At 62.0% G+C, this 14,635-nt stretch carries 8 protein-coding genes; 1 reads left to right on the top strand and 7 read right to left on the bottom strand.

Annotation, left to right across the window (positions count from 1 at the left end):
- Nucleotides 1-5 precede the first annotated feature (5 nt).
- The 7 genes from M3P21_RS13815 to M3P21_RS13785 are packed head-to-tail and all read right to left on the bottom strand — an operon-like array spanning nt 6 to nt 13,034.
- Entirely contained in the window at nt 6-1,637 is a 1,632-nt protein-coding gene (locus tag M3P21_RS13815) for an alpha-D-glucose phosphate-specific phosphoglucomutase (protein WP_249710696.1), read from the bottom strand.
- The gene (gene malQ / locus M3P21_RS13810) at nt 1,634-3,625 is read right to left on the bottom strand and encodes a 4-alpha-glucanotransferase (RefSeq protein ID WP_249710695.1); all 1,992 of its coding nucleotides are present in this window, start codon (nt 3,623-3,625) and stop codon (nt 1,634-1,636) included. The genes M3P21_RS13815 and malQ overlap by 4 nt, the downstream gene beginning before the upstream one ends.
- Complete coding sequence (glgX, locus tag M3P21_RS13805; protein ID WP_249710694.1) at nt 3,622-5,727, bottom strand: glycogen debranching protein GlgX; 2,106 nt, start codon at nt 5,725-5,727, stop codon at nt 3,622-3,624. Before glgX ends, malQ begins: the two co-directional genes overlap by 4 nt.
- On the bottom strand, nt 5,724-7,160 hold the full coding sequence (glgA, locus tag M3P21_RS13800) for a glycogen synthase GlgA (RefSeq protein WP_249710693.1): 1,437 nt from the start codon (nt 7,158-7,160) through the stop codon (nt 5,724-5,726). The genes glgX and glgA overlap by 4 nt, the downstream gene beginning before the upstream one ends.
- A 1-nt stretch (nt 7,161) precedes the next feature.
- Nucleotides 7,162-8,421 carry a glucose-1-phosphate adenylyltransferase gene (gene glgC, locus M3P21_RS13795; RefSeq protein ID WP_249710692.1) on the bottom strand — a complete coding sequence of 420 codons (1,260 nt, stop codon included), beginning with the start codon at nt 8,419-8,421 and terminating at the stop codon, nt 7,162-7,164.
- A gap of 24 nt (nt 8,422-8,445) precedes the next feature.
- Nucleotides 8,446-10,656 carry a 1,4-alpha-glucan branching protein GlgB gene (gene glgB / locus M3P21_RS13790; RefSeq protein ID WP_373320023.1) on the bottom strand — a complete coding sequence of 737 codons (2,211 nt, stop codon included), beginning with the start codon at nt 10,654-10,656 and terminating at the stop codon, nt 8,446-8,448.
- Between the two features lie 2 nt (nt 10,657-10,658).
- Nucleotides 10,659-13,034 carry a glycogen/starch/alpha-glucan phosphorylase gene (locus M3P21_RS13785; RefSeq protein WP_249710690.1) on the bottom strand — a complete coding sequence of 792 codons (2,376 nt, stop codon included), beginning with the start codon at nt 13,032-13,034 and terminating at the stop codon, nt 10,659-10,661.
- Nucleotides 13,035-13,471: 437 nt separating this feature from the next.
- Between M3P21_RS13785 and M3P21_RS13780 the strand changes: the two genes are divergently transcribed.
- On the top strand, nt 13,472-14,578 hold the full coding sequence (locus tag M3P21_RS13780) for a mandelate racemase/muconate lactonizing enzyme family protein (protein ID WP_249710689.1): 1,107 nt from the start codon (nt 13,472-13,474) through the stop codon (nt 14,576-14,578).
- Nucleotides 14,579-14,635 lie beyond the last annotated feature (57 nt).

Genomic DNA, 14,635 nt, shown 5'->3' with positions numbered 1-14,635 from the left:
TCCGGCTAGGTCACAACATCGGGTTCGGTCCGACCGGTCCGCTCGGTCAACTGACACAGCGCGCGCGTTGCTGCGGAAATGCTGCGCAATGCCTGTTGCGGTTCCATGTCCAGCTTGCCCGTTGGCGGCTCGTAAAGTTCCAGATAGATGCGCAATGTCGCGCCTTCGGTCCCGGTTCCCGACAGCCGCAGAACAGCGCGCCCGCCACCGGCGAAACTGATCCGAAGGCCCTGATTGTGGCTGACCGATCCGTCGACGGGGTCGTGATAGGTGAATTGGTCGGCGGTTTCGATGGCCAGTGATCCGGCGGTTCTGCCCGGCAAGTCTGCGAGCGTATCAGACAGGTTTTGCATCAGATCCTGCGCGGGGCCTGTGGCAATCGCTTCGTAATCGTGGCGCGAATAATAGTTCCGCCCATAAGTCTGCCAGTGGTCCTGCAATATCTCCTGCACGCTGATTTGCCGCACCGCGAGGATGTTGAGCCACAGCAGCACCGCCCAAAGCCCGTCTTTCTCGCGCACATGATCGCTGCCGGTGCCAGCGCTTTCTTCGCCGCACAGAGTGGCCCGGCCCGCATCCAGCAGGTTGCCGAAGAACTTCCAGCCGGTCGGGGTCTCATAGCAGGCGATCCCCATAACTTCGGCTACGCGGTCACAGGCGCGGCTGGTCGGCATCGAGCGGGCGACGCCCGCCAGCCCTTGCGAATATCCCGGCGCCAGATGCGCATTGGCCGCCAGAACCGCAAGGCTGTCGGATGGCGTGACATAGACACCGCGCCCGAGGATCATGTTGCGGTCGCCATCTCCGTCCGAGGCCGCCGCGAAATCGGGGCCATCCTTGGCCATGACCATGTCCACCAGAGGTTTCGCCCAGATCGGGTTGGGATCGGGATGGCCCTTGCCGAAATCCACCAAGGGAACGCCATTGAGCACCGCGCCTTCAGGTGCGCCCAGCATGTCCTCCAGTATGGTTCGGGCATAAGGTCCGGTGACCGCGTGCATCGCATCAAAGCGTATGGAGAAACCGCCAGAGATCAGCGCGCGGATGGCGTCGAAATCAAAAAGCGTCTGCATCAGAGCGGCATAATCCGATACCGGATCGACGATTTCGACACACAGGCCCCCCAGCATAACCTCCCCCAATTGGGCAAGGTCGATAGCGTCGGTATCCAGTGTCTTGTAGCTGCTGAGCGATTGAGTCTGCTCAAAGATCGCGGCGGTCACGCTTTCAGGCGCGGGACCGCCGTTCGAGATGTTGTATTTCAGCCCGAAATCCGCGTCGATCCCGCCGGGATTGTGGCTGGCCGACAGGATCAGCCCGCCATCCGCCCTCCGCTGCCGGATCAGGTTCGAGGCCGCCGGGGTCGACAGCAGCCCGCCGCGCCCGACAATTACCCGGGCCGCGCCATTGGCCGCGGCCATGCGCAGAATGGTCTGGATCGCTTCGGCGTTGAAATATCGGCCATCGCCGCCCACAACCAATGTCTTGCCGTCGAGGCCACCGATCGCGTTGAAAATCGACTGCACGAAACATTCGACATATCCGGGCTGCATGAACACCTTTGTCTTCTTTCGCAGCCCCGAGGTGCCGGGTTTCTGCCCCTCAAAAGGCGTGCAGGCTTGAGTCAGGATGGTCATGTCGGGGCCTCTTCCTTTTGGCGGACGGGTTCGGTGGGACGGGAGGTATTCATCGTGTCGGCAACATGCCGGAGCGCTCTGGATGCGGCAAATCCCTCGACCGGGATCGGCAGGCGGCGGCGCCAGTTGGGATGCGCGTCAATCGTTCCCGGCAGGTTCTGGGCTTCGGTTACCGCAAGGGCGTCGTCAAGCTGGACCGATACAAGCTCGGATGGCGCGGTGGCCAATTGCGTGTGAACCTTGTCGATGATGTCTGCAAGTCTCGCCTCGGGCGCGATGCCGCATAGCTTTCGCAGACTGCCGCGCTGGCGGGCGCGGTGCGCATGATGCCTGCCGCGCCCGGAATCATCCAGCCAGCCGACCCGACGCCACCATTCGATATCGGTGCCATGCCAGAACCCGCTCAGCGTCGGCGTGTCGTGGGTGCCAAAGCAGGCCAACCCATATGGCGCGAGACTGCCAGCGGGCAGGATGGCCCCGTCAGAGCGGGTTTCGAACTGCCAGACCGCATAGCTGTACAGCCCCGTAGCGTTCATCTGGTCGCGGAAACCTGCGGGCACAAGGCCCAGATCCTCGCCGATTACCACGCATCCCGCGCGTGCGGCCTCGATCTGTATCACCGCCAGTAGCGATTTGAAGGGCTGGGAAACATAGCCACCTGCGCTGCCATCATCCGGCAGCCAGTAGCTGCGGGCGAGACCAAGCGCGTGGTCGATCCTGAGCAGGCCGCATGTACCCATCAGCTTGCGCAGCATGGCACGGAACGGGGCATAATTGGCGGCGGCCAGGGGACCGGGCGCGTGCGCGGCAAGCGCCCAGGACTGGCCTTCGGGGCTCAGGTGATCCGGCGGCGCGCCGATGGTGACACCCCGCGCGATGGTGGCGGCATTCATCCAGACCTCGGCCCCGTCGGGGCGCGGTCCGACCGCCAGGTCAAGATAGAGCCCCAGCGACATTCCCGCATCTTGCGCTGCTTGTTGCGCTGTGCCGATCTGACCGTCCGCTTGCCATTGCAGCCAGGCATGGAATTCTGAGCGCTCTCCCGCAGCCATCTTGGCCTCCGCCCCCGGCTGTCGGAGATTTTGCGGCCAGGTTCGGAAGTCAGGTCCACATGTTTCGCTCAAGGCCTCGAAGCAGGCAAAGTCGGCAAGCTCCGGCCCGGCTTGGCGTTGCCAGTCGAGAAAGGCGGATTTGTCGGCGTGGGTTTTGAACGCTGCATAGGCCTGTTCCAGCGCTGCTGCGTGAAGCTTGCGGAATGCGGCATAACCGACCAGAGGTCCCTTTGGCGTCGGGCCCAGACCGCCCTGGATCGCGATGTGATCGGTGTTGAAAAAGCCCCGGTGGGACGGCGAATAGGGGCTTATGATCTCGCTATCCGCCCAGCCCAATGCATGCACCGGGTTAATGCCGAAAAACTGCGCGCCCATCGCCCCGAGTGAGGATGCCGCCGCGCTCAGGTCGGAATAGTTTCCCAGCCCGCCATTCTCTGCGCTACGCAATCCATAAAGCGCGCCGGTCATACCCCAACTGCGGTGTCGCGCGGTACGGGACCGCAGATCGGGTGCGCGCGCAGGGCGGGCGAGGATACGGGTGGTTTCGCGATGATCCGCAAACGTGGTGTGCAGTTGATGGTAACCGATGGGCAGGCCCGGCAGGTTCAACACCCCATCCGCCCGCCCTTCGGCAAGCACCGAGCCGGTTTCACTGGTCACGCACCATTGGCACGGCGTACGCAGGGGCAGGGAGTTGGGCTGCTCGGCCTCGACGATGTGTTCGCGCGGCAATTGGCGGTGGCTGCTTTCGTTCCGGGTGTGGTGCAGTGCCTCGCTCAGCTTGCTTTCTGAACCGATCTCGACACCCAGCGCCCGCAGCAGCGCCCGCAACGTATCCGGACCGGCCAGATGTTGCTGGCCTTGCAGATCGGTATATTCGGTGTGCACCCCATGCGCGCGTGCCAGATCACGCAGATCCGTGTCGGTCTGGCTCATTCCGCTGCCCCATCGGACAGGCAAAAAGCGGCAATCGCGTGAGGCGGAACCACGATTGAGACACCCGGCAGGGCCAGTCGCCGCTGCTGCATCACCGAGGTGTCAATTTCTCGCGCCCAGCCTCGCGAGGCAGGTGGCAGGATCAATTCCTGCGGATCGCCGGTCCGGTTGAAGGCCAGCAGAACCTCATCCGTCTCGGCAGTACCGCGCGGCGTTTCAGCATTGCCACGCAGGTGCAGGCACAGGCAAGCCAGCCCAGGATCGCGCCAGTTCAGCGCGGCGCCGTCAAAGCCACGCCATTCCACATCTGGTTTGTCGTCCGAGGTTCTGATGGCCCCGTGCAGAAAGTTGTTTTGCCGCAGCACCGGATGGTCGCGCCGAAACCGGGTAAGGGCGGCGGTGAAGGCGATCAGATCACTGTCCAGCGCGCTCCAGTCGATCCAGTTGACCTCGTTGTCCTGACAATAGCTGTTGTTGTTGCCGCGCTTTGAATGACCGCCCTCGTCACCCGCCAGCAGCATCGGCGTGCCCTGCGACAGCAGCGTTGTTGCCAGCAGGTTGCGCTGCCGTCTGAGCCGCGCTGCGGTGATGCCAGGGTCGTCGGTTGGCCCTTCAACGCCGAAATTCTCACTGAAATTGGCGTGGTGGCCATCGTGGTTGTCTTCGCCATTGGCGTGGTTGTGGCGCTGCGCGTAGCGCGTGGTATCGGCCAGAGTAAACCCGTCATGGGCGGCGGCGAAATTGATCGAAGACCAGACCCGCCTGCCTTGGGTATCAAAGATATCGGCAGAGCCCAGCAAGGCAGAACCCAGATCCTGAGCGCTCTGCCGGTCGCCGTGCCAGAACCGACGCACGGTGTCACGGAACCGGTCGTTCCACTCGGCAAACTCTGCCGGGAAACTGCCCAGCTGATACCCGCCGGGGCCGATGTCCCAGGGTTCCGCGATCAGCTTGACGGCGCTCAGAACAGGATCCTGACGCAGCGCATCCAGAAACCCGCCGCGTCGGTCGAAACCGTGATCTTCCCGGCAAAGCGTGGTCGCCAGATCGAAGCGGAATCCGTCGACCCCCATGACCTGAACCCAATGCCGCAGGCTGTCCAGGATCAGACGGGTCACGATCGGGTGGCGCACATCCAGCGTGTTGCCGCATCCGGTGTCGTTGACATAATAGCGCGGCTGGCCGTCCAGCAGTCGATAATAGGCGGCATTGTCGAGGCCCCGGAATGACAGCGTCGGGCCAAGGTGATCGCCTTCGGCCGAGTGGTTATAGACCACGTCCAGGATCACCTCGATCCCGGCGGTGTGAAACCGCTCCACCATCGCGCGGAAGCCTAGCACACCGGCGGGCCCCAGATACCGCGGCTCGGGCGCGAAGAACCCGATGGTGTTGTAGCCCCAGTAGTTCACGAGGCCGCGCCGGATCAAGGCGCTTTCGGATTTGATGGCCTGCACCGGCAGCAGTTCGATCGTGGTGATCCCGAGCGCGCTCAGGTGGTCCAGCATCTGCGGTGAACCCAACCCGTCGAACGTGCCGCGCAGCGCGTCCGGGACGGCCGGGTTGCGGATGGTGGCACCCTTGACATGTGCCTCGTAAATCACCGTGTTGTCCCATCCGCGCGCAAGGGGCTCTGCATCGGGGGCATATATGGCGGGATCGGGTACAATCGATTTCGGCACATAACCCGCGCTGTCGCGGGCGTCGAAAGACAGATCCGTCTGCGGCGCGTCCACCTGGTAGCCGAATGTTGCGCCGTGATCGGTGAAGTCACCTGACATCTCGCGCGTGTAGGGGTCGAGCAACAGTTTGTTGATGTTGAACCGATGACCCTGATCGGGATCATAAGGGCCCGCAACGCGATATCCGTATAGCGCACCGGGCTGCAGCCCCGGTAGATAGCCGTGCCAGATGCCGCCCGTACGCTCGGGCAGCGGCAGGCGGTGTTCCTCTTGGTGCCCATCCGCCGAATAGAGGCACAGATAAACCTGCTGCGCATTTTCAGAGAACACGGCAAAGTTTGTGCCCCCACCGTCGAAATGCGCGCCCAGACGGTGCGGGCTGCCCGGCTCAAACCGGGTGGAGATACGCGCCTGAAATGTCATGCGACCAACGCGGCATAGAGGTCGGCATATCCCTTGGCGCTGTCGTCCCAACCGACCGGATGGCGCATCGCGGCGCGCTGCATGTTTTGCCAGAGCCGGGGATCGGCATGGGCATCGACCACCCGATTGATCACCTGTGCCAGACCCTCGGCGCTGACATTGTCAAAGACAAATCCGGTTGCCGCCTTGACCGCAAGAGCTGCGACATTGGCGTCGATCACCGTGTCGGCCAGCCCGCCGGTTCGCGCGACGACCGGCAAAGTGCCATAGCGCAGACCGTAAAGCTGGGTAAGGCCGCAGGGTTCGAACCGCGAGGGAATCAGGATCGCGTCGCTACCGGCCTGCAACAGATGCGACAGGGGCTCATCATACCCGATGAACGCGCCGACACTGCCCGTATGGTCCTGCGCCGCCTGCCTGAACCCGGCCTCCAGATCCGGCTCTCCGGCCCCAAGCACGGCAAGCTGGGCACCGCGTGCGACCAGATGCGGCACCGCGCTCAGCAACGCGTCCAGACCTTTTTGCTGGGTCAACCGGCTGATTACGCAGAACAAGGGACCTCTCGCGTTGGGCTCTAGCGCCATTCGATCACAGATCGCTGCCCGGTTCTCCGCTTTGCGTTTCAGGTTGCGTGCGTCGTATGGGCGAGCGATCTTGTCGTCGGTGGCGGGGTTCCAGCTATTCAGGTCGATCCCATTGAGCAGACCGCTCAGGACCGCGTTGCGGGCGCGCAGCACACCGTCGAGGCCCATGCCGAATTCCGGTGTCAGGATTTCGCGGGCATAGGTCGGGCTGACGGTGGTGATGCGGTCGGCGAACATCAACCCGCCCTTGAGAAAGCTCAGATCGCCGTGATATTCGAGCGCTTCAGGATGGAACCAGTCGCGTTTGAGGCCCAGCGGGCCAAGCGCCTGCGGGCCGAAACGGCCCTGAAACGCGATGTTGTGGATGGTGAAGACCGAGCGTGGCTCTGACCGACCGTCCATTTTCAGATAGACCGGCGCAAGGGCCGCCTGCCAGTCATGCGCGTGCAGGATGTCGGGCTGGTACCCGTCGATGACGCCCGTACAGACCCGTGCTGCAGCCTGCGACAGCGCACCAAAGCGCAGATCGTTATCGGGCCAGTCCCGCCCGTTTTCATCGACGTAAAGCCCGCCGGGCCGGTCAAAGAGCTGCGGCGCATCAAGCAGCAGCAACGGCACGCCATCAGAGGTCACCCGCATCAGCCGCCCGGTGCCGCCGGGCAGGTCGTCAAATCTGGCCACCTCTTCGCCTTGGGGCAGCAGCGGGAACAGGGATGGGTAGGCGGGCATCAAAACCTGCGCCTCGACGCCTAGGGACGCGAGCGCGGCGGGCAGCGCGCCCACAACATCCGCCAGCCCGCCGGTTTTGGCAAAAGGCGCGCATTCCGATGCGACCATCAAGACCTGCATGTCACCCTTCCAGCTTGTCGATCATGTCCTGCGTGATCAGACATATCCCGTTATCCGAGCGCCGAAACCGCTTTGCATCGCTTTTTGCATCCTCGCCGACGATCAGGCCGGGTGGTATTTTTACACCCCGGTCGATCACGACGTTCTTCAGGTAGGCGCGGCGCCCGACCTCGGCATAAGGAAGCGCCACGACACCTTCAAGCTGTGAATAGGAATGGGTTCGGACACCGGTGAACAAAAGGCAGCGATACAGCGTCGAGCCCGAGATGATGCAGCCCCCCGACACCATCGACGAAACGGCCTGTCCCCGCCGCCCTTCTTCGTTGTGGATGAACTTTGCCGGTGGAGTCAGTTCCGAATAGGTCCAGATCGGCCAGTCAGTGGCATAGATGTCCAGCTCGGGCTTGAAATCGGTCAGATCGATATTGGCCTGCCAGTAGGCGTCGATGGTGCCAACATCGCGCCAATACGGCTCGGTCTCGAGCCCGGACATCACACAGGAGCGGCTGAACGGATGGGCCTGCGCGCCGCCTGACGCGACAATTTCCGGGATGATGTCGCTGCCGAAATCATTGCTTGAGTGCGGATTGGCGGCATCCCTTTTCAGAACCTCATAGAGATACTCTGCCTCAAAAACATAGATCCCCATACTGGCGAGCGATTTTGTCGGGTCGCCGGGCATGGTTGGCGGTTCGGCGGGTTTTTCGACGAAATCCAGGATCTTGTCGTTTTCGTCCACGGCCATCACGCCGAAACCCCTGGCCTCGTCGCGCGGAACGGCAATGCAACCCACGGTCACTTTCGCGCCCGAGCGCACGTGCTGCTCGATCATCAGCGAATAGTCCTGCTTGTAAATATGGTCTCCTGCCAGGATCAGGACGTATTTCGGGCCATAGCCCTCGATGATCTTGATGTTCTGGGTCACCGCATCGGCGGTGCCCTTGTACCAGTTGTTTTCATCCAGCTGTTGCGAAGCGGGCAGGATATCGAGGCTTTCGTTGCGCTCGGCCCGAAAGAAGCTCCAACCGCGCTGGATGTGGCGGATCAGGCTGTGGGCCTTGTATTGCGTTGCCACGCCGATACGGCGGATGCCGGAATTGACGGCATTGGACAGGGCAAAATCGATGATCCGGGTCTTGCCGCCGAAATAGACGGCGGGTTTGGCGCGAATATCGGTCATCTCCTTGAGGCGGCTGCCGCGCCCTCCGGCCAGCACAAAGGCCATGGTCTGCCGCGCCAATCCGAACCTGTCTTCTTTCATGATCGCCTCCCTCCGGCTCTTGGTTCAGGCGTGCCGGTTCTCCGCCAGTTCAAAGAATACCGTGGCCAGCGGCGGCACGGAGATCTCGATGGAATGCGAAAATCCGTGCGCGGCGATCTCGTGCGAGTGCCTGCCGCCCGGGTTGCCCATGTCGCTGCCGCCATAGATCGCAGCATCGGAATTCAGCCGCTCATCCCAGTGGCCCGATTGCGGCACGCCAATCCGAAATCCCTCGCGCGGCACCGGTGTGAAATTGGCGACCACCAGCACCGGGCGTGTGCCCTCATCGCCAAAACGCAGCCAGGACAGGATCGAATCCGCCTGATTGCCGCCATCGACCCACCGGAACCCCTCGGGGTCACTGTCGCGCTGATAGAGCGCGGGCGTCTTGGCATAGAAATGGTTCAGGTCGCGTATCAGAGCCTGCATCCCGCGATGGGGCGCTTGGTCGAGCAGGTGCCAGTCAAGGCTGGTCTCGTTGTTCCATTCCTGCGCCTGGGCAAATTCGCCGCCCATGAACAGCAGCTTCTTTCCGGGATGCCCCCACATGAAGCCGAAATAGGCGCGCAGGTTTGCAAAGCGTTGCCAGTCATCCCCGGGCATCCGGCCCAGAAGCGAGCCCTTGCCATGCACGACCTCGTCATGGCTGAGCGGCAGGATGAAGTTCTCCGAGAACGCGTAATGCAGGCCAAAGGTCATCTTGTCGTGATGGTATTTCCGGTTGATCGGATCTTCGGACATGTAGCGCAGGGTGTCGTTCATCCACCCCATGTTCCATTTGAAGCCAAAGCCCAACCCACCCGTATCGGTAGGCGCGCTGACCCCTGGAAAGGCGGTGGATTCCTCGGCTGCGGTCATGATGGTGTCATCAGCCCCGTAGACCGTTTCGTTCATGCGCTGCATGAAGGCGATCGCTTCGAGGTTTTCGCGCCCGCCATGTTGATTGGGAATCCACTCGCCGTCTTTGCGGGAATAGTCGCGATAGAGCATCGAGGCCACCGCATCCACGCGCAGCCCGTCGATATGGTATTCCTCGAACCAGAACTGCGCATTGGCGATCAAAAAGTTCTGAACCTCGCTGCGGCCATAATTGTAGACCAGCGTGTTCCAGTCGGGGTGGTAGCCTTCCTTTGGGTCGGCATGTTCATAGAGCGCGGGGCCGTCGAACCGGGCCAGCCCGTGTTCATCACTCGGGAAATGCCCCGGCACCCAGTCGATGATCAGGCCCAGGCCCGCCGCGTGACAGGCCTCGACAAAGGCGCGAAAATCGTTCGGCGCGCCAAAACGCGAGGTGGGCGCAAAGAGCCCCACCGGCTGATATCCCCAGGACCCACCGAACGGATACTCGGACACCGGCGTCAACTCGATATGGGTGAAGCCCATGTCGCGCGCATAGCCCACCAGCTGCTGCGCATGCTCTAGGTAGCTGAGCGACCGGTTGCCCTCTTCGGGTACACGCCGCCAGCTTTCCAGATGCACCTCATAGATCGAGATCGGCTGGTCGATCTTCTGCTGCGCGCCGCGTGACTGCATCCAGCCCGCGTCGGCCCAGTCATAGCCGCTCAGATCCCGCACGATCGAGGCGGTTTTCGGTGGATGCTCGGCGCCAAAACCGACCGGATCGGCTTTGAGGGGCAGCAAGGCGTGATCGCCATCGAGGATCTCGTATTTGTAGGTCACCCCGTCGGTGATGCCGGGCAGGAATATCTCGTGTATCCCGGTGGCCCCGCGCCGCCGCATCACATTGCGCCGACCGTCCCAACCGTTAAAATCGCCGACAACGGAAACCCGCGCGGCGTTGGGGGCCCAGACCGCAAAATGCGTGCCTTCGACGCCTTCATGGCTCCCGACATGAGCGCCAAGCGCGCGCCAGAGCTGGCGGTGGGTACCCTCGCCCAGCAGATATTCATCCAGATCGCCCAATCGCGGTCCAAAGCCATAGGCGTCGTATTCTTCCCAGACGTCGCCACCCCGGCTCAGGCGCAGCTTGTAGGCGAAACGGTTCTTGCGGCGCGGAATCACCCCGGCAAACAGACCTTTCGCCACCGGTTCGAGCGCGCAAAGCTTGCGGCCTGTCCTGACCTCCAGAACCTCGACCCCATCCGCCTCGGGCCGCAGCGCACGCAGCACCAGCCTGTCGTCCAACCGGTGCAGTCCGAGCACGGCAAACGGGTCACCGTGCTGCCCCGCGATCAGCGCGGCTGCCTCGGCTGGGTCGACAAGTTCTGCCGTCATGTTCATGCGGAGCGCTCCAGCGCCGATCTTGGTGCGTCCGCCTGCCAGATGTCTCTGGCATATCCCTGGATCGTGCGATCCGACGAGAACCACCCCATGCTGGCGGTGTTCATCAGCGCCATCGACGCCCAGTTCCGCGAGTTCTGAAAGACGACATCGGCGCGGCGCTGGGTGTCGTAATAGCTGTCGAAATCACAGGTCACCAGGAAATGGTCATGGTCATACAGCATCCCGATCAGACCGTGATGGCGATGGGGATCCTCGGGCGAGAAGCGTCCCTCGAATATCTGTCCTAGCACCCGCTGCAGGCGCGGGCTGGCCTCGATCGCGGCGCGCGAGAAACCGTGCTGATGGCGGCGGTCCACCACTTCGCTGGCGGTCAGTCCGAACAGAAAGAAGTTCTCGCTGCCGACATGATCGCGGATCTCGACATTGGCGCCGTCCAGTGTCCCGATGGTCAGCGCGCCGTTCAGGGCAAATTTCATATTGCCGGTGCCCGACGCCTCTTTGCCCGCGGTCGAGATCTGCTCCGACAGATCGGCGGCGGGGATCAGCCGTTCTGCCATCGTTACATTGTAGTTTGGCGGAAACACGATCCTGAGCCGCCCCTTTGTGGCGGGGTCGGCATTCACCACGCGGGCGACATCGTTGATCAGATGAATGATCTGCTTGGCCAGAACATAGCCCGGCGCCGCCTTGCCGCCAAAGATCTTCACGCGCGGGGTCCAGTCCCTGTCGGGATCGTCGCGCATCTCGTTCCAGAGCGCGACCGTTTCCAGCAGGTTCATCAATTGCCGTTTGTATTCATGAATACGCTTGATCTGCACGTCGAACATCGCGTCGGGGTCCAAAGCAACCCCGCAGGTCTCGCTGATCCAATTGGACAATGCCACCTTGTTGCTGCGCTTGGCCTGCTGGAACGCCTGGATAAAGCTCGTGTCAGAGCGTTTGGCTTTCAGCGCGGCAAGCTGTTCCAGATCGCTGACCCAGGTGTCACCCAGTTGCTGCGTAATCAGATCGCGCAGCGCGGGGTTGCAGCCGTGCAGCCACCGGCGGGGCGTGATGCCGTTGGTCTGGTTCACGATGCGCGTGGGGTGGATGCGGTGCAGCTCGGCAAAGACCGTTTTCTTGACCAGGTCGGTATGCAGGGCCGAGACGCCATTGACCTTATGCGCCATCACAAAGGCCAGCTCGCCCATGCAGACGTCGCCATGTTCCAGAATGTGCGGGCTGCCGGGGAATTCGGCCTGTTGCGCCGCCTCGATCTCGCGAATGATCTCGAGGTGCCGGGGCAGCACGCGCGCGAACAGCCCCTCGGGCCAGCGTTCCAGCGCTTCGGGCAGAAGGGTGTGGTTGGTATAGGCCAGGCAGCGGCGGGCCAGCGTGATCGCCTCGGCCATCGCCAATCCGTGATCGTCCACCAGCAGCCGCACCAGTTCCGGTCCGGCAATGGCGGGGTGGGTATCGTTGAGCTGGATCGCCACATGTTCGGGCAATGCGCGAATGTCGCCATCTTCTTCCATGTGGCGGCACATGAGGTCCATGATCGAGGCAGCGGTAAAGAAATACTCCTGCTTCAACCGCAATTCCTTGCCGTTCTCGGTGGTGTCATCGGGATAGAGGACGCGTGAGATCGTGCGCGCCAGTGCCTCGGATCGGCTGGCGGCGAGGTAATCTCCGCGGTTGAAGCTTTCCAGGTCGAACGGGTTCACGGGCTTTGCCGACCACAGCCGCAACGTGTTGCCCCATTCGCCCTGCCAGCCCACCACCGGCGTGTCGTACCCTGTGGCAACCACCATATTGTCGGGATGCCATGTCGCGCGCCCGCCGTCGCGGCTTACATGGCCACCGAACCCGATGCGGTGCTGCACCTCGGGGCGTTCGAATTCCCACACGTGGCGCTGCGACAGCCAGGTCTCGGGGCTTTCAGCCTGCGCGCCGTCGACAAAGCTCTGCTCGAACAGGCCATGCTCATAGCGGATACCGTAGCCGAAGGCAGGGATGCCCAGCGTTGCCAGCGAATCCATGAAACACGCGGCCAGACGACCAAGCCCGCCATTGCCAAGCGCCGCATCCGGCTCGTCATGCACGATCATGTCGTAATCCTGTCCCAGCGCCTCGACCGCGTCGCGGGCCGCAGCGTCGAGTCCGAGGTTCGAGATCATGTCTTCGATCAGGCGTCCGATCAGGAACTCCATCGACAGGTAGTACACCCGCTTGGACGCGTTGACCTCGGCCCTGCGCGCGCTGTCAAGCCAGACATCAACAAGTTGGTCGCGCAGAACCAGTGAGAGCGCCATGCGCCAGTCCTGGACTGAGGCAGCACCTGCGTCCTTGCCCAGAGAATACCGCAGACGTTTCAGAATATCGTTTTTCATGCTGCCGAGGATGCCTTGCCCTTGGCCCCCGCCGCAACTCCTATTCCGCGCCCGGGTCCGGTTTCAGCCAGTGTGCGTGTTGTATTTCCAAGAATGGGCACGTTTTGGCATCACATTACGGGTTTGCGCCCGGCCCTCATGCGCGCCGTGGGCCGGAGGGGTGTCGGAAATTCACACTTTGATAGGACCAAAAGTGCCGCTGGGTCTTTAGGTCAGTCAGACCTAAAGCAAAAATGCTGGCGTTCGCAGGCCTAATTTGAGCGCTTATTGACATTGCGTGACTCGGGGCCGTTAACTGGGGTGAAATTTTGTCATACCAAACTTTGGGGAATTGAGATGTTTGACCTGCAGTCGCGACCAGCCCTGCTCCGGCGAACAGAACCGGTCGGCGGGAAAGCCGGTCTCAAATCTATGGGCGCCATCCAAGGACCTTCATCGTGAGCCGCATCACCGCCATCAAAACGCGGCTGTTCCACATTCCGCTGGTCGAAGTGCTGGTCGATGCGAAGCATGGCGATCATCATTTCTTCGAGCTTGTCACCGCGACGGTGTGCCTTGCCGATGGCAGCGAGGGTACCGGTTACACCTATACCGGTGGCAAGGGCGGGCATGCCATTGTTGCGATGATCGACCACGATCTGGCGCCGTTTCTGATAGGTCAGCAGGCGGATGCCGTCGAAGGCCTCTATGAGGCGATGCAATGGCATGTGCATTACGTGGCGCGCGGCGGCATTGCCTCATTCGCCATCTCTGCCATCGACATTGCCCTGTGGGACCTGCGGGGCAAGCACAGCGGTCAGCCGCTCTGGAAAATGGCGGGTGGGGCAGGGCGATCCTGCAAGGCCTATTGCGGGGGCATTGATCTGGGCTTTGAGCTGCCAAAACTGCTGTCATCCGTTCAGGGATATCTGGATTGCGGCTTCAACGGGGTGAAGATCAAGATCGGGCAACCGACCCTGGCCGAGGATGTGGCCCGCATCAAAGCCGTTCGCGACCTGATCGGACCCGATATTGCGTTCATGGTGGATGCAAATTATTCGATGTCCGTGCCGCAGGCGATTGCGGCGGCCGAGGCGTTTGCGTCTTTCGACCTGCTGTGGTTCGAAGAGCCGACGATCCCGGATGACTATGCCGGTTATGGTCAGATCGCCGAGGCCACCGGTATGCCGCTTGCCATGGGCGAGAACCTGCACACCATCCATGAGTTTGACCAGGCCTTCGCACGGTCACAACTCAGCTACATCCAGCCCGACGCCTCGAATTGCGGTGGCATCACCGGTTTTCTTCAGGTTGCGGAACGTGCATTGTCCCATGGATTGCCTGTCTGCAGTCATGGGATGCAGGAGCTGCATGTAAGCCTTGTCTCAGCCCGTTCCAATGCAGACTGGATCGAGGTGCATTCCTTTCCAATAGACAGCTACACGACGCGTCCTCTGGTGGTTGAGAGCCACCTAGCGATCGCGTCTGATGTTCCGGGTGTTGGTGTCACGTTCGACTGGCAGAAACTGAACGCCGCCACTCAACTCCCTGTTCCCGCCAAATAGATCCGCAACTCAATCTCGTAAAATGGCGTTGATGGAATAGGCAAGGTAAGTCAGAGG

It is taken from the genome of Ruegeria spongiae (assembly GCF_023502395.1).
Taxonomy (GTDB): Bacteria; Pseudomonadota; Alphaproteobacteria; order Rhodobacterales; family Rhodobacteraceae; genus Ruegeria_C; species Ruegeria_C spongiae.
The sequence above is the reverse complement of the archived record's forward strand: the minus strand, read 5'-3'. Positions and strand labels throughout refer to the sequence as shown.

What these genes read in the sequence shown, in the direction of transcription:
- M3P21_RS13815 (WP_249710696.1), bottom strand. Translation starts at nt 1,637, where the DNA reads ATGACCATCCTGACTCAAGCCTGCACGCCTTTTGAGGGGCAGAAACCC.
- malQ (WP_249710695.1), bottom strand. Translation starts at nt 3,625, where the DNA reads ATGAGCCAGACCGACACGGATCTGCGTGATCTGGCACGCGCGCATGGG.
- glgX (WP_249710694.1), bottom strand. Translation starts at nt 5,727, where the DNA reads ATGACATTTCAGGCGCGTATCTCCACCCGGTTTGAGCCGGGCAGCCCG.
- glgA (WP_249710693.1), bottom strand. Translation starts at nt 7,160, where the DNA reads ATGCAGGTCTTGATGGTCGCATCGGAATGCGCGCCTTTTGCCAAAACC.
- glgC (WP_249710692.1), bottom strand. Translation starts at nt 8,421, where the DNA reads ATGAAAGAAGACAGGTTCGGATTGGCGCGGCAGACCATGGCCTTTGTG.
- glgB (WP_373320023.1), bottom strand. Translation starts at nt 10,656, where the DNA reads ATGACGGCAGAACTTGTCGACCCAGCCGAGGCAGCCGCGCTGATCGCG.
- M3P21_RS13785 (WP_249710690.1), bottom strand. Translation starts at nt 13,034, where the DNA reads ATGAAAAACGATATTCTGAAACGTCTGCGGTATTCTCTGGGCAAGGAC.